Here is a 14509-nt window from a genome sequence, read left to right as displayed (position 1 = left end):
GAAAGGAAGTCATGCTCAGGAAACTGATCGGAGCGTCGGCGCTCGCCCTTGCGCTGGCGACGACGCTCCAGTCCCCCGCCACCGCCGACGCGTCGATGACGGTGACCCCCTCGACGGGCCTGACCGACGGCCAGGTGGTCCAGGCCGACGTCAGCGGTCTGAACCCCGGCACCACGTACCGCCTCGGGCAGTGCGCGGAGGTCGAGCCCGGGAAGTTCGCGTGCAGCTTCCCGGACATCGTCGAGGGCCAGGCCGACGCCGGCGGGAACTTCTCGACACCGCTGACCGTCCGCGCCACCTACCCGGGCGTCCTGTTCGACGGGACCGCCTGGGGCACGGTGGACTGCAAGGTTCACAGCTGCGAGGTCGGCATCGGTGACCTCGACCTGAACCACGCGGCCGACGTGCCGATCTCCTTCCGGTAACCGACGACGCGGCTTTCCGGCCGCACGAACACCAGTGGCCGCCCGCGCCGGACTCTCGCAGCCCGGCGCGGGCGGCTCCGACGTTCGGGGACAGGCGCCGTCACATGCGTATGGCCGGGCCCCGGGGCCCGGCCATACGCACGTCGCTTCGAGCCGCCGCGCTACGAGGCGCGGTGTCCGGGAGCGGGGGAGGAGTCGTCGAGCAGCCCGGCGGGCCGGCCGCGGCCGACCAGCGACCGCCTGCTCCCGCGTCCGGAGGCGCGCAGCACGTCGCGCACCAGGCCGGGGCGCATCAGCGTCTGCGGCGGGTCGAGGAGACCCGCGACCCGGAAGAACGTCGCGGTGAACCTGCCGTCGTTCTGGGCCGCCTCGAGGAACCGCGCCATGTAGGCGTTGCCGAGCCTGACCTTCAGCGTGCGGGGCCCCTCGACCCCGGGGTACGCCAGGTCGGCGCTGGCCGAAGTCTCCCAGGCCACGTCGATGAACGGCTTGACCTCGCGGAAGAACCGCAGCGGCCGCGGCTCGCCCGCCGCCAGGTGCGCGGCGAGCGCGTGCGCCTCCATCGCGGCCAGCGTCATCCCCTGGCCGTACACCGGGTTGAAGACGCACAGGGCGTCGCCGAGCACCAGCAGCCCGGCGGGGAAGCGCCGCAGCCGGTCGTAGCGGCGGCGCACGCTGGCCGGGACCCGGAAGGAGGCGATGTCGCCCAGCGGCTCGGCGGTCCGCACCGCCTGGTAGATCTCGGGCGGCTGGAGCGTGGCGGCGAACCGGAGGAAGCCCTCGTGGTCGCGCGGCGGATGGTCGCCCAGCATCCCGGTGAGCGACAGCAGGGCGATCCCGTCGGGGAACTTCCCGAAGAACGCCCCCCGCGGGTTCGCCGGCGAGGACAGCGGGTTGATGGCGAGGGCGTCCCCGAAGGGGTCGCTGTCCAGCCTGAAGAACCGCGAGGTGTAGGCCAGGTCGATCTTGACCCTGTCCTCGGGGGGACGCTCGTAGCCCATCTCCCGGAGCCAGAGCGGCGTGCGGCTGCCCCGGCCGGTCGTGTCGACGACCAGGTCGGCCGCCAGCGTCTCGGGGACCGGGCCGTCGCCCGCCAGCCGGACGCCGGTGACGCGGCCGCGGTCGGCGGAGGCCGTGAGCCCCTGGATGACGGTGTTCTCCCGGAACTCCACGTTGGGCAGCGCGGCGACCCTGGCCCGCACGTGGGCCTCCAGGTCGGGCCGGGCCGCCGAGACGCTCAGCGCGCCGGAGCGCGCCCGCCGCAGCGGCCGGCCGTCGAGGTACCAGCGGAGATCCCCCGCGACGTCGCCGGTGAGGACCCCGGCCGCGTCCAGTTCCTCCTGGAGGCCGGGGAACAGCTCCTCCATCGTCTGCTGGCCCCGGGCCAGCAGCGCGTGCGCGTGGCGGGCCTGCGGCACGCCGCCGCGGGCCCGGGTCACCCCGGTCAGCGTGTCCCGGTCGATCACCGACACCCTGCGGTACCGGTCCGCGAGGACGCGGCATGTCATCAGGCCGGCCATTCCTCCGCCGAGCACGACGGCGTGTTCTCCGAGTTGTTGGACCACGTTTCCTCCAGCCATTGTCGACCGCCTCCCAAATAGTGCGATCGGCGCAAAGGCGATGCATCTCTTGGAATGCGTTCAGCGCGAGGAAAACGAGGGGAACGCCGGCGGTCGCCCGCCGCCCGCGGGCCGGTCAGGCGGTGCCGTGCCCGCCCAGCGTCACCGGCACGGCGGCGGGCCCGTTCATGATGAAGGTCGGCTGGGGCGCCAGCCGGTCCCGTCCGGCCGCGAGCCTGATGCCGGGGAACCGGTCGAACAGGGCGGGCAGCGCGATCGCCGCCTCCAGCCGGGCCAGCGGCGCGCCCAGGCAGAAGTGGACCCCGTGGCCGAACGACAGGTGCGTCTTGTCGGCCCGGGTGATGTCGAACAGGGCCGCCTCCTCGCCGTGCAGCGCCGGGTCGCGGCCGATCCCGGCGAAGCCGATGAGCACCGGGTCCCCCCGGGGGATCGTCACCCCGCCGACCTCGACGTCCTCGGTCGTGAAGCGGAACGGCAGGTGGGCGATGGGCGACTGCCCCCGCAGGGACTCCTCGACGACCTGCTCCCAGTCGACCTTCCCGGTCAGCACCAGGTCGAGCTGGTCGGGATGGGACAGCAGGTCGACGACCGCGTGGCACAGGAGGTTCATCACCGTCTCGGAACCGGCGCCGAGCATCAGGAACAGGGTGCCGACCAGCTCCTCGTCGGTGAGCCGCGTCCCGTCCTCGGCCGCGTCGACCAGGACGCTGGTCAGGTCGTCGCCGGGCTCCCGGCGCTTGGCCTCGACGAGCGCTCCGAGCGCCCGTTGCCACTGCTCGACGTTGGCCGCGGCCTCCTCCGGGGTGATCGCGGTGGTGGTGTTCACCTCGCCGCCGCGCAGCGCCTCGGCGCGGGACTCGGGCGGCACGCCGAACAGGTCGCAGACCACGCTCGCGGGCAGGGGGTAGGCGAAGCGCGCCTTCAGGTCGACGACCTCCCCGGGCGGGACCGCCGCCAGGTCGTCCAGCAGACCGGTCGTGATCCGCTCGATCAGCGGCCGGGTGGCGGCGACCCGCCGCGCGGTGAAGGCCCGGGAGATCAGCCTGCGCAACCGGGCGTGGTCGGGGCCGTCATGGGTGGTCATGTTGTCCATCACCACCCACGTGATCATCGGCCAGTCCGGCGGGATCTCGCCGTTCACGTAGGCGGGCCAGTTCCGCGGGTCCTTGGTGAACCGCGGATCGGACAGCACCCTCCTGGCCAGGTCGTGGCCGATCACCGTCCATCCGGGGACCCCGCCCGGAAGCTCCACCCGGGCCACCGGGCCCTGGGAACGCAACCGGGCGTTCTCGGCGTGGATATCCGTTCCGGTCCGGTCGAGGGTCACAGGGCATGTGCGTTTCACGACGAAACCTCCGAACGTGGTGGCCTATCACTGTAGGCAGACGGGTAACGCCTGGCTTCTTCGAAATGGCGCTGGGAAACCGCTGCCTTCCGGGCCGGTCGCGGACCGGTGGGGACGTGCGGATCGGCAATATGCGAGATGCCCTCCGTACGCCCCTCACCGAGGATCGAAGTGACCCGCGCGGGCGCCCGCCGGATCACCCGGTGAGCGATCGAGAACCGATCCTCGGCCAAACGGAAGACCGTGAGGGAAAAATGAGGGCAACCCAAGAGGACGTCGTCGCTCGACTCGTCCGGGAATTCGACTACCACGACCCGGAATACACCCCGGAAGTGGCGGAGATCGTCAACAGCGAGATCCGCGAGCGCGCGGCCGTGACCTATTCGCCGGCGCACGGCGGTTTCTGGGTGCTGTCGCGCTACGAGCACGTCAAGGCGGCGCTGCGCGACTACGAGACCTTCAGCTCGGGTTTCGGCGTGCACTTTCCGCGCGCCGCGGGGATGCCGAAGTTCTCGCCGATCGACTACGACCCGCCCGAGCACCGGGTGATCCGCAAGCTCATGGCGCCGCCGATGGAGAGGGAGGCGCTGCGCCGCCTGGAGCCCGCCGTCGCCCGGCTCGTCGCCGACCTGGTGGACCCCCTCGTCCGGAAGGGCGAGGCGGACCTGTTCACCCGGCTGGCCCAGCCGCTCTCGATCGGCGTCCTGGGCCTGGCCATCGGGCTGTCGGACGCGGCCCAGCACCGGATCCGCGACCTGACGCGCAGCATGTGGAAGCGCCTGTCCAGGGACAGCGACGCCGAGGGCTTCTGGCCCGCCTTCCGCTCCCTGCTGTCGGAGGAGATCCGGCGGGCCCGCGAGGAGCCGGGCGACTACTACCTGTCGCACCTGGTCAACGCGCGCGTGGACGGCGAGCCGATCTCCGAGGACATGCTGTACTCCATCATCGTGTCGTACTGCGTGGCCGGGCACGACAACCCGATGAACTCGGCCAGCCGCCTCCTGTGGTACCTGGCCGGGCATCCGGAGCTGCAGGAGCGCCTCAGGACCGAACCGGAGCTCCGGACCGCCGTGGTCGAGGAGTCGCTGCGCCGGTGGTGCCCCGCCGACCGGCTCACCCGGGTGACCACCCGGGACGTCACGATCGACGGGGTGACCATCCCCGGCGGCTCCAGGGTCGTGCTGCTGTTCGACGCCGCCAACCGCGACCCCGCGAAGTTCCCCGCGCCGGACGAGTTCGACCCCGGCCGCGGGAACTCCCACCACCACCTGAGCTTCGGGTTCGGTATCCACCACTGCATCGGCGCGCAGCTGTCGCGGATGGAACTCCGGGCCACCCTGGACGAGCTCGCCCGGCGTCCGGCGTACTTCCTCACCGAGGAGCCCCGCCGCCACTTCGAGAACGGGCGGCACATCGTCTTCTCCGGCATCCACGTCCGGTTCGAGACGCCGGGCACCGGACCGGACGGGCAGGAGGGCTGAGCCATGGACGACCTCACCCCTCCGGGGCCGGAGACCGAGCCGCCCGCCGCCGACGTCCTGGCCCAGATGGCCCAGGGGCTGCTGGTGTCGCAGACGCTCGTCGCGGCGGAGGACCTGGACCTGTTCACCTTCCTGTCCGCCAAGGGCACGGCGACCGTGGCCGAGGTGGCCGCCGGCGTCGGCGTCGACGAGCGGCCGGCGGAGATCGTGCTCACCGCCTGCGCGGCGCTCGGCCTGGTGGAGCGCGACGGCGCGGGCTTCCGCAACACGCCGGTCGCCGACCACTACCTGGTGCGCGGGCGGCCCTACTGCTTCGGCGACTACATCCGGATGCTGCGGGACCACGCGTTCACCGGCTGGATGCGGGTCACCGAGGCCGTCAGGACCAACCGCCCCAGCCGGTGGACCGCCGAGCAGCGCGAGGACATCTTCACGTCCGAGAACAGGGCCAAGCTGTTCTGGGACGGCCTGTACCCGCTCTCCGCAGTCACGGCGCGGGCGCTCGGCGAGGCCGTCGACTTCGGCGGCGTCACCAGGCTGCTCGACGTCGGCGGCGGCGGCGCGGCCTTCGACATCGAGCTGTGCCGCCGGTACCCCGGCCTGCGCGCCACCGTCTACGACCTGCCGCACGTGTGCGAGCACGCGGCGGAACGGATCGGCGCCGCCGGGCTGTCGGAGCGGGTGAGCCCGCACCCGGGCGACTTCTTCGCGGACGAGGAGCTGCCGGACGGCCATGACGCGATCCTGCTCTCCATGATCATGCACGACTGGGACGAGGCGCGGAACCGGGAACTGCTGGGCAAGTGCTTCCGGGCGCTGCCCCGCGGCGGCCTCCTGGTGATCAGCGAACTGCTCGTCGACGACGACCGGACCGGCCCGCTGGACGCGGCGCTGATGAGCCTGAACATGCTGGTCGGGACCTGGGGCCGCAACTACACGGCCGGGGAGTACGGCGACTGGCTGCGGGCCGCCGGGTTCGGCGACGTGCGGACCGTGCGGTTCCGCGCCCCGGGGGCGAACGGCGCCGTGCTGGCCCGCAAGCCCTGAGCCCCGCGCCCGGCCCGGGAGACGGGTCATGTTCGGCGGGCCGCCCGCGCCGGTGCGCGGGCGGCCCGCTTCGTGTCCGGCCGTGTGCCGCCGGGGGCGCCCCCGGCACCGGCCGCCGTCAGGTCTTGCGGTTCAGGGCGCGGATGGACAGCGGCGCGAAGATGAGCACGAGCGCCACCGCCCACACGACCGTCCACCACAGCGGCGTGGCGACCGGCCCGCCGTTGATGAGCCCGCGGCTGGCCTCCAGCAGGTTGCCGACCGGGGTGTACTCGGCGAACTTCTGCAGCGCCGTGGGCATCGTCTCCACCGGCGCGAACGTGCCGCTGACGAAGTTGATCGGCAGCACCACGGCCATGCCGAAGACCTGCACCTGCTGGGCGTTCTTGGAGGCGACGCCCACCAGCACCGCCACCCAGGAGAACGCGAGGGCGAAGAACAGCAGCAGCAGCGTGCCGGCGAGCATGCCCTGCACCCCGTTGCCCGGCCGGAACCCGAGGAGCAGGCCGACGGCGAAGACGAGCACGATGCCCCACAGCTGCATGAGCTGGTCGGCGAGGATGCGACCGGCCAGCGGGGCCCAGCGCGCGATCGGCAGTGTCCGCATCCGGTCGAACACGCCCATCGCCAGGTCGGTGTTGAGCCCCTGGCCGACGTAGAGGGAGTTGAACAGCATGTTCATGGCCAGCATGCCGGGGATCATGAACTGCAGGTAGGTCTGCCGGTCCCCGTCGGAGGCGATCGACGCGCCGAAGACGTAGGTGAACAGCAGCGTGAAGATGATCGGCTGGAAGCTCTGGTCGGCCAGCTCCTGGGGGTTGTGCCGGACCTGGATGATCACGCGTCGGGCCAGCGTCAGGGTCTGCCGCAGCCCCTGGAGCGGGCCGACGCGCGGCGCGAGCTCGGGCAGCCGCGGAGCGGTCTCGATCGCGGCGGTCATGCCGACACCTCCTGGGGTGCGCCGTCCTGGACGGCCTCGGTGGACTCTTCGGCCCGGTGGCCGGTCAGCGCGAGGAACACCTCGTCGAGGCTCGAACCCCGCAGGGACAGCTCGGCGATGTCGACGTCCGCCTCGCGCAGGCGCTGGACGGCGGTCTGCAGGGTCTGGGCGTCGGCCGCCAGCGCGGTGACCAGCTGCCCCTGCACGTCGGGCCGCCGGCCCACGATCGCCTCGACCACCTCGGCGACCCGCGGGACGTCGAGCGGCCGGACGGGCTTGACCTCCAGCCGCTGCGCGCCGATCCGGGACTTCAGCTCGTCGGGGGAACCGGTGGCGATCACCTTGCCCTGGTCGATGACGACGATCTCGTTGGCCAGCGCGTCGGCCTCCTCCAGGTACTGCGTGGTCAGCAGGACCGTGACGCCGTCGGCGACCAGGGCGCGGACCATCTCCCACAGCTTCAGCCGGGAGGGCAGGTCCAGGCCCGTGGTGGGCTCGTCCAGGTAGAGCAGCCGGGGGTTGCCGACCAGGCTCAGCGCCAGGTCCAGACGCCGGCGCATGCCGCCGGAGTACGTCTTGACCTGCCGGCCCGCCGCGTCGTGCAGGTCGAACCTCGTCAGCAGCTCGTCGGTCTGCCTCTTGGCCTCGCGCCCCGACAGCCCGAGGAGCCGGCCGATCAGCAGCAGGTTGTCGACCCCGGTCAGGTTCGCGTCGACCGAGGCGTACTGCCCGGTCACCCCGATGAGTTGCCGCACCTTGTGCGCGTCCCGGACGACGTCGTGCCCGTACACGGTCGCCTTGCCGCCGTCCGGTTTCAGCAGGGTCGCCAGCACCCGCACCATCGTCGTCTTGCCCGCCCCGTTGGGGCCGAGCAGCCCGAGCAGGATGCCGCTTCCGACCTGCAGGTCGACGCCGTCGAGCGCGGCCTTGTCGCCGAAGCGTTTCACCAGCCCATCGACGTGAATCGCATGTTCCACCAAGGACTCCCTTCTGGTCGCACGTCGCCGTGCCACTGTGTCGACCCGGCGACTCCGCGAAACTCATCGCGACCTGTCGCGCGGGTTCTGACCGATCTGCTGACTGGCCGACAGAAGGGATCCGCACCGGTAGGGTTCCGCTGTCGGCCGGCTCTTTCGCGACGGTGGTTGCCACCGGTGGCGTATTGGTCCAGGGTCGGAACCGTGCCCCGTCGGCGATCTATCCCGGGACGTCGCCGATCCGTCCGCAAAACCGCTGATGAGGAGAGCACCATGCGCAAACTCTGTGCCGGTCTGATGATGTCGCTGGACGGCGTGGTGGAGTCGCCGGACCAATGGACGGAGCAATATTGGGCGCCCGAAATGGCCGGGGTGATGGCGGAGGCGCTGGAGAGCGCCGACACCGTCCTGCTGGGACGCCGCACTTACCTGGAGTTCGCCAAGTTGTGGCCGGAACAGGGCGACTCCAATCCGATGGCCGCCTTCCTGAACGGGTCGCCCAAGTACGTGGCGTCGTCCACTCTCGACACCCTCGAATGGGAGGGCTCCACGCTGGTCAAGGGCGACGTCGTGGCGAAGGTGCGCGAGCTCAAGCAGCAGGAGGGGGGCAACATCCAGGTGCCCGGAAGCCCGCTGCTGGTCCGCTCGCTGCTGGTCGCGGGGGTGCTCGACGAACTCGCGCTCATGATCTTCCCGGTCGTGGTGGGCGGCGGCACGCGCCTGTTCGACGACGTCACCCGGTCGTTCGAGCTCACGCTCGCCGACGCCACCACCTACAGCACGGGTGTGCAGGGCCTGCGGTACGAGCCGGCCGGGAAGTAGGAGGGACCGCGCGCCCGCCGGCCGCCGGCCGCGGGCCCTCCCCTTCCGGACCTGGTCCGGGGCCGCTCCCGTCAGGAGGCGACGCCTCGGATCAGGTCGGCCGCCCTCTCGGCGATCGCGATCGTGGGAGCGTTGGTGTTGCCCCGGACCAGGTCCGGCATCACCGAGGCGTCGACGACCCGGAGCCCGTCGACGCCCAGGACGCGCAGGTGCCCGTCGACCACCGTGCCCATCGCGCAGGTGCCCGCCGGGTGGTAGAGCGTCTGGGTGGCGCGGCGCACGTAGGCCCGCAGGTCCGCGTCCGACTCCGAGGCCGGGGCGTCCATCAGCGTCTGCGTGAACGGCTTGAGCGCCTTCTGCCTGGCGATCTCCAGCACGACGCGCATGCCCGCGACCGCGACCTCCATGTCGGCGGGGTCGGCGAAGTAGTTGTGCTGGATGACCGGCTTGGCCGTCGGGTCCTCCGTGGCGATCGTGACGCTTCCCCGGCTCCGCGGCTTCAGCACGCCCACCCCCACCGACAGGGCGTGGGCGGTCGGCGCGCGCAGGCCGCCCTCGGCGAACATGATCGGCCCGGCGAGGAACTGGACGTCGGGGACCTCCGCGCCGTCCGTGGCGCGGACGAACCCGCCCGCCTCGGCGATGTTGGACGACAGCGGGCCGCTGCGCTCCCGCTCGTACTGCAGCGCGTACTGCGGCTCTCCGGCGATCAGCAGGCTGACCGGGCGGTCGTGCGGGAAGATGAGCAGGGTGTGCGGGTGGTCCTGGAGGTTCTGGCCGACGTGCGGCTGGTCGATCCGGACCGGGATGCCCAGCGGGGCCAGCGCCTGCCCGGGGCCGATCCCGGACAGCATGAGCAGCTGCGGCGAGTTGTAGGCGCCGGCGCTGAGGATGACCTCCCGCTCGGCGCGGATCTCGACCTCCTCGTCCCGGTGGGTGCCGGCGACCCCCACGGCGCGGTCCCCGTCGAAGACGACGCGGTGCGCCTGGAACCCGGTCCTGACGGTGAGGTTCGGGCGGTCCAGCGCCGGACGCAGGAAGCCCGCGGCGGTGCTGCAACGCCGCCCGTCGCGCTGGGTCACCTGGTAGAAGCCGAAGCCGTCCTGCTCCGCCCCGTTGAAGTCGTCGTTGGCGGGGAAGCCCGCCTCGACGCCGGCCTGGATGAACGCCGCGGTCATCTCGTTGCGCGAGCGTCCGTCGGAGACGCCGAGCGGTCCGCCCGCGCCGTGGTATTCGGAGGCGCCGCGCTCGTTGTCCTCCGAGCGCCTGAAGTAGGGCAGCATCTCCCGGTAGCTCCAGCCGGGCGTGTCCCATCCGTCGTAGTCGGCCCGGTGGCCGCGGATGTAGACCATGGCGTTCATGGAGCTGGACCCGCCGAGCATCCGGCCGCGCGGAAGGTAGACGCGGCGGCCGTCCAGGAACGGCTCGTCGAGGGTGTCGTAGTCCCAGTCGAGGCGGGTCCGGAACAGCCGGCCGAACGCGGACGGGAGGTGGATGTTCGGTGAGGTGTCGGCCGGGCCCGCCTCGAGCAGGCAGACCTTCGTGTGGGGGTCCTCGCTCAGCCGGGCCGCCAGGACGCACCCCGCGGAGCCGGCACCGACGATGACGTAGTCGTACATTCGCTGTCCTCTTCGACCTGTTGGAGGGTTCGTCGACGGGGTCATCGAGGCCGCAGGCCGCCGTCACCGTCCAGCCGGGCGAGCACCTCGGTGATCGCCCGTGTCGCCCGCGCCGCGTCGTCCCGGTCGAGCACCAGGGGAGGGGCCAGGACGATGGTGTTGCCGTAGTCGCGCGTGATGACCTGGTGGACGTCGCGCAGCTCGGCCGTCGCGGCGCCCGCGCCGGCGAACAGCGGCTCGCGGGTGTCGCGGCTGACGACCAGCTCGATGCCGACCATCGCGCCCGCCACCCGGATCTCGCCGACGTGCGGCAGTTCCGCCGCGGACGCCAGTCCCTCGCGCAGCCACCCGCCGATCTGCCGGGCCCGGTCCACCAGGCCCTCCTTCTCGATCAGGTCGAGGTTGGCCAGCGCGATCGCGCAGGACGTGGCGTGCCCGAAGTAGGTGAAGCCGTGCGCGAAGCCCTGGTCCTCGGTGATGCCGTCGCCGATGTCGGTGCGCATGAGCACGGCGCCGAGGGGCGCGTACCCGCTGGTGAGGCCCTTCGCCATGACGATCATGTCGGGTGCCATGCCGCGCCGGGCGGAGTCGAACCAGGCGCCGGTCCGGCCGAAGGCGGTCACCACCTCGTCGGCGATCAGCAGGATCCCGTGCCGGCTCAGCAGGTCGCGGACCCGGGGCCAGTAGTCGTCGGGCGGCGGGACCACCCCGGCGCCGCCCATCACGGGCTCGCCGATCATCGCGGCGACCCTCTCCGGGCCGATCCGCGTGAGGGTCTCCTCCAGCTCGCGCAGCAGGAAGTCGGTGGGGTCCTCCCCGCCGTAGAGCTCCCGGTGGTAGGGCAGCGGGGGCGTCACCTTCTCGAAGTTCGGCAGGAACGGCCCCGCGCCGAACTGGAGGTGGTCGAAGCCGCTGGCGCTGCCGGCGCCGTAGGTGACGCCGTGGTAGCCGAAGCGGCGGGAGATGATCCACGTCCGGTCGGGCTCCCCGCGCCGGCTGTGGAACAGCCGGGCCGCCTTGATCGCGGTGTCGACGCTCTCGGAGCCGCCGTTGGTGAAGAACACCCGGTCCAGGCCCTCCGGGGCGAGGTCCGCGATCCGCGCCGCCAGCAGGATCGACTTGTCGTTGGAGTACACGTCGAAGCTGGTGAAGTACTCCAGCTCCGAGGTCTGCCGGGCGGCGGCCTCGGCCAGTTCGGGACGCCCGTGGCCGACCTGGGCCAGCCAGTTGGCGGCCCCGGTCATGTCCAGGTACCGGGTGCCGTGGGCGTCCCAGACGTGGCACCCCTCGCCGCGGACCATGACGTGCCGTTCGTTCTGGGCGGACCGCTGGTGCGGATGGATCAGGTGCCGCCGGTCCAGGTCCTCGAGTTCGGCCGCGGACATCGACTGCGTCCGCGCCGTGGAAGCGATCGTCACGAATCCGTTCCTTTCGTCTCCGGCCATGGGACCGAATCGAATGATCAGCACAACCGAATGGATTTCCGCCGCTCTGAAGGTACTGCGGTCGCCGCCGCGGGCCTTCTCGGTAATTGCTCGATATCCGGGTCGACCCGAAAACGCGGGGCGGCCGACGGTCTCGCCTGGTCGGAAGGGGAGGGAACGGGCCGCATACCCGTCACCGCAATCACGAAGATGCGGGCCCGGCGGGCGGGCACTGAAATGAACCCGGAACGGAGCGGCTAGAAGGAGCGCAGCGATGAACAGCCGGATGGGAAACCGCGCGGTGGTGCTGGGCGGCAGTATGGCCGGGCTCCTCGCCGCCCGGGTACTGGCCGAGTCCTACGCCGAGGTGGTGGTCGTCGACCGCGACCGGCTGCTCGGCGTGCGCGAGTCACGGCGCGGGGCGCCGCACACGGTGCACGCGCACGGCCTGCACGCCCGCGGCCATCTGATCTTCGAGGAGCTGTTCCCGAACTTCACCGCCGAGCTGACCGAGGCCGGGGTGCCGACCGGCGACCTCGGCGAGATGCGCTGGTACTTCAACGCCAGGAAGCTGCGGCCCGCCCGCACCGGGCTGCTGTCGGTCACCGCCCCCCGTCCCGTGCTGGAGGATCACGTGCGCGGGCGGGTGGCGGCGCTGCCCAACGTCACCTTCCTCGAAGAGCACTCCGTCCTCGGCCTGACGGCCACGGCGGACGGCGGGCGGATCACCGGGGTGCGGGTGCAGCGGCGCCTCCGGGAGGACGGGGAGGGCGGGGAGGACGTCCTCGAAGGCGACCTGGTGGTCGACGCCAGCGGCCGCGGCTCGCGTGTTCCCGCGTGGCTGGAGGAACTCGGTTACCAGCGGCCCGGCGAGGAACGGGTCAAGGTCGACCTCGCCTACACCACCCGGCATTACCGAATGCGGCCGGAGATGTTCGACGGCGTTCAGTCCATCAACCCGGTGGCTTCTCCGGCGCATCCCCGCGGCGCGTTCTTCGGTCAGGTCGGCCCCGACAAATGCATCCTGTCGCTGACGGGAATTCTCGGTGACCATCCTCCGACCGATCCGGAGGGTTTTCTCGAATACGTGCGCTCGCTGCCGGTTCCGGACGTGTACGAGGCGGTGCACGACGCCGAGCCGCTCGACGAGCCGGTGCGTTTCCGGTTCGCCGCGAGCGTCCGGCGCCGCTACGAGCGGTTGACCCGGTTCCCCGACGGGCTGCTGGTGCTCGGCGACGCGTTCTGCAGCTTCAACCCGGTGTACGGCCAGGGGATGAGCGTCGCGGCGATCGAGGCGATGGCGCTGCGCGAGCAGTTGCGCCGGGAGCCCCGGCCGTCCCCGCGGCCGTTCCTCGCCCAGGTCGCGCGCATCGTCGACGCGCCGTGGGAGATCTCGGCCGGCGGCGACCTGGACTTCCCGGGCGTGGAGGGGCCCCGCACGGTGAAGGTGCGGATGGGCAACGCCTACATGGCCCGCCTGCAGTACGCCGCGACGAAGGACGCCGCGGTCACCGACGGGTTCATGCGCGTCGCGGGCCTCATCGACCCGCCCACCGCGCTGATGCGCCCGTCGATGGTGGCGAGGGTGCTGCGGCACGCCGTCCGCCGTCCTCCTGCGGGCGGGTCGCGGTCGCCGGACGGCCGGAGCGGCCCGGTCCGCCAGCCCTCGCGTTGACCCGGGACGCCTCGGGATGCGGTCGCGCCACGGTTCTGCGGTCGTCTTCGGAGTGTTCGCCGCCTACGGGGCCCTGTGGGGTCCCTACCTCGCACTCATGCCGGAGGTGCGGCGCGCCACGGGCGCGGGGGAGGCGCAGTACGGCGCCGCGCTGCTCGTGGGAGCGCTGGCCACCCTGCCCACGATGGTCGTCGCGGGGCGGCTGGTCGACAGGTGGGGACGCCGCACGGCGCCGATCTTCATGATCGGGTTCGCGGTGCTCGCGACGGCGCCCCCGTTCGCCGGCTCGGTCCCCGAGCTGTTCGTCGCCGTCACGTTGTTCGGATGCGGCTCGGGGGCGTGCAACGTGGTCGCCGTGGCCTTAGCCTCCGCCGTGGAGGCCGGCTCGGGAAAACCGATCATGAACCGGGCGCACGCACTGTTCCCGGTCGGCCTGCTGACGTGCAGCCTGCTCACCGGCGCCGTCCGCACCGCCGGGATCCCCGCCGAGGCCGTCGTGGTGGGCTTCAACTCCGCGGTCGCGGCGAGCGTGCTCCTGTGGGGGAGGGCGGCCCTGCCGGCGAGGTTCGCCCCGGCCGGGCGGAGCCGGGACGACCGGCGCGGCGGGTGGCGCGGCCTCGGCCGCGCCGCCCTGCCGTTCTGCGTGCTCGCCGCGCTCGCCCTGGTGGTGGAGAGCGGGGTGCAGCAGTGGAGCGCGGTGTTCCTGACGGACGTCGTCCGCGCGCCGATCGGGCTCTCGGCGGCGGCGCCGGGCGTCTTCGCCGCGGCGATGGCGCTCGGCCGGTTCGGGGGGCACTGGCTGTCGGGCCGCGCCTCCGACCGGACCGTGCTCCTGGCGTCGGGCGGCCTGTCGGCGTTCGGGGTCCTGGCGCTGGCGGCCGCCGGGGGCCCCGCGTCCGCCCTGGCCGCGACCGCCATGGTCGGCGCCGCGATCTCGGTGGCCCCGCCCACCGCCTACGGCCTGATCGGACGCGGCGCCGCCCCGGAGGACCGGGGCGCGGTGCTGGGGTCGAGCACGTCGCTGGCCAGCATCGGGCTCCTGCTCGGGCCCGCCCTGGTGGGCTGGTGCGCCGCGTGGCTCGACCTGCGCACCGCCATCGCGGGGCTGGCCCTGGTCGCGTTCGTCGTCTCGCTGCTCGCCCTGAACGTTCCCAGCCGTTCCGAACACGCATGA

12 protein-coding genes are annotated in these 14509 nt (G+C 72.3%); 6 read left to right on the top strand and 6 right to left on the bottom strand.

What is annotated here, in order from left to right:
• Window positions 1-11: 11 nt before the first annotated feature.
• Window positions 12-425: an enediyne antibiotic chromoprotein gene (locus AKI01S_RS11905; RefSeq protein WP_067815080.1), complete on the top strand. Its 414-nt coding sequence runs from the start codon at window positions 12-14 to the stop codon at window positions 423-425.
• Between the two features lie 161 nt (window positions 426-586).
• On the opposite strand, the gene AKI01S_RS11900 is transcribed toward AKI01S_RS11905, so the two are convergent.
• Together AKI01S_RS11900 and AKI01S_RS11895 are read right to left on the bottom strand one after the other, a co-directional pair.
• The gene (locus AKI01S_RS11900) at window positions 587-1990 is read right to left on the bottom strand and encodes an FAD-dependent oxidoreductase (RefSeq protein ID WP_218009646.1); all 1404 of its coding nucleotides are present in this window, start codon (window positions 1988-1990) and stop codon (window positions 587-589) included.
• A 130-nt stretch (window positions 1991-2120) separates the two neighbouring features.
• Window positions 2121-3350 carry a cytochrome P450 family protein gene (locus tag AKI01S_RS11895; RefSeq protein WP_067815073.1) on the bottom strand — a complete coding sequence of 410 codons (1230 nt, stop codon included), beginning with the start codon at window positions 3348-3350 and terminating at the stop codon, window positions 2121-2123.
• A gap of 254 nt (window positions 3351-3604) precedes the next feature.
• Here AKI01S_RS11895 and AKI01S_RS11890 point away from each other — a divergent pair, with 254 nt between their 5' ends.
• Window positions 3605-4831 (top strand): cytochrome P450, encoded by a 1227-nt coding sequence (locus AKI01S_RS11890; protein ID WP_067815071.1) that lies wholly within the window; start codon window positions 3605-3607, stop codon window positions 4829-4831.
• 3 nt (window positions 4832-4834) lie between these two features.
• On the top strand, window positions 4835-5878 hold the full coding sequence (locus AKI01S_RS11885) for a methyltransferase (protein ID WP_218009645.1): 1044 nt from the start codon (window positions 4835-4837) through the stop codon (window positions 5876-5878).
• Between the two features lie 118 nt (window positions 5879-5996).
• On the opposite strand, the gene AKI01S_RS11880 is transcribed toward AKI01S_RS11885, so the two are convergent.
• Both AKI01S_RS11880 and AKI01S_RS11875 read right to left on the bottom strand, forming a co-directional pair.
• Window positions 5997-6818: an ABC transporter permease gene (locus AKI01S_RS11880; protein WP_067815068.1), complete on the bottom strand. Its 822-nt coding sequence runs from the start codon at window positions 6816-6818 to the stop codon at window positions 5997-5999.
• Complete coding sequence (locus tag AKI01S_RS11875; protein WP_067815065.1) at window positions 6815-7795, bottom strand: ATP-binding cassette domain-containing protein; 981 nt, start codon at window positions 7793-7795, stop codon at window positions 6815-6817. Before AKI01S_RS11875 ends, AKI01S_RS11880 begins: the two co-directional genes overlap by 4 nt.
• A 273-nt stretch (window positions 7796-8068) precedes the next feature.
• On the opposite strand from AKI01S_RS11875, the gene AKI01S_RS11870 reads away from it, so the two are divergent.
• On the top strand, window positions 8069-8617 hold the full coding sequence (locus tag AKI01S_RS11870; protein ID WP_083999396.1) for a dihydrofolate reductase family protein: 549 nt from the start codon (window positions 8069-8071) through the stop codon (window positions 8615-8617).
• 71 nt (window positions 8618-8688) lie between these two features.
• On the opposite strand, the gene AKI01S_RS11865 is transcribed toward AKI01S_RS11870, so the two are convergent.
• Together AKI01S_RS11865 and AKI01S_RS11860 are read right to left on the bottom strand one after the other, a co-directional pair.
• A complete protein-coding gene (locus AKI01S_RS11865) occupies window positions 8689-10236 on the bottom strand; it encodes a GMC family oxidoreductase (protein ID WP_067815061.1) in 1548 nt (515 codons plus the stop codon).
• Between the two features lie 41 nt (window positions 10237-10277).
• On the bottom strand, window positions 10278-11654 hold the full coding sequence (locus tag AKI01S_RS11860; protein WP_067815059.1) for an aminotransferase family protein: 1377 nt from the start codon (window positions 11652-11654) through the stop codon (window positions 10278-10280).
• Between the two features lie 280 nt (window positions 11655-11934).
• On the opposite strand from AKI01S_RS11860, the gene AKI01S_RS11855 reads away from it, so the two are divergent.
• On the top strand, window positions 11935-13335 hold the full coding sequence (locus AKI01S_RS11855; RefSeq protein ID WP_067815057.1) for an FAD-dependent oxidoreductase: 1401 nt from the start codon (window positions 11935-11937) through the stop codon (window positions 13333-13335).
• Between the two features lie 16 nt (window positions 13336-13351).
• Window positions 13352-14509, top strand: coding sequence for an MFS transporter (locus tag AKI01S_RS11850; RefSeq protein WP_067815054.1), 1158 nt, complete (start codon window positions 13352-13354; stop codon window positions 14507-14509).

This window comes from Actinomadura kijaniata NBRC 14229 (assembly GCF_001552175.1).
GTDB lineage: Bacteria > Actinomycetota > Actinomycetes > Streptosporangiales > Streptosporangiaceae > Spirillospora > Spirillospora kijaniata.
The sequence above is the reverse complement of the archived record's forward strand: the minus strand, read 5'-3'. Positions and strand labels throughout refer to the sequence as shown.

Bases quoted from the DNA above. Each gene is read 5' to 3' on its own strand.
- AKI01S_RS11905 (WP_067815080.1), top strand. From the start codon at position 12: ATGCTCAGGAAACTGATCGGAGCGTCGGCGCTCGCCCTTGCGCTGGCG.
- AKI01S_RS11890 (WP_067815071.1), top strand. From the start codon at position 3,605: ATGAGGGCAACCCAAGAGGACGTCGTCGCTCGACTCGTCCGGGAATTC.
- AKI01S_RS11885 (WP_218009645.1), top strand. From the start codon at position 4,835: ATGGACGACCTCACCCCTCCGGGGCCGGAGACCGAGCCGCCCGCCGCC.
- AKI01S_RS11880 (WP_067815068.1), bottom strand. From the start codon at position 6,818: ATGACCGCCGCGATCGAGACCGCTCCGCGGCTGCCCGAGCTCGCGCCG.
- AKI01S_RS11870 (WP_083999396.1), top strand. From the start codon at position 8,069: ATGCGCAAACTCTGTGCCGGTCTGATGATGTCGCTGGACGGCGTGGTG.
- AKI01S_RS11865 (WP_067815061.1), bottom strand. From the start codon at position 10,236: ATGTACGACTACGTCATCGTCGGTGCCGGCTCCGCGGGGTGCGTCCTG.
- AKI01S_RS11855 (WP_067815057.1), top strand. From the start codon at position 11,935: ATGAACAGCCGGATGGGAAACCGCGCGGTGGTGCTGGGCGGCAGTATG.
- AKI01S_RS11850 (WP_067815054.1), top strand. From the start codon at position 13,352: ATGCGGTCGCGCCACGGTTCTGCGGTCGTCTTCGGAGTGTTCGCCGCC.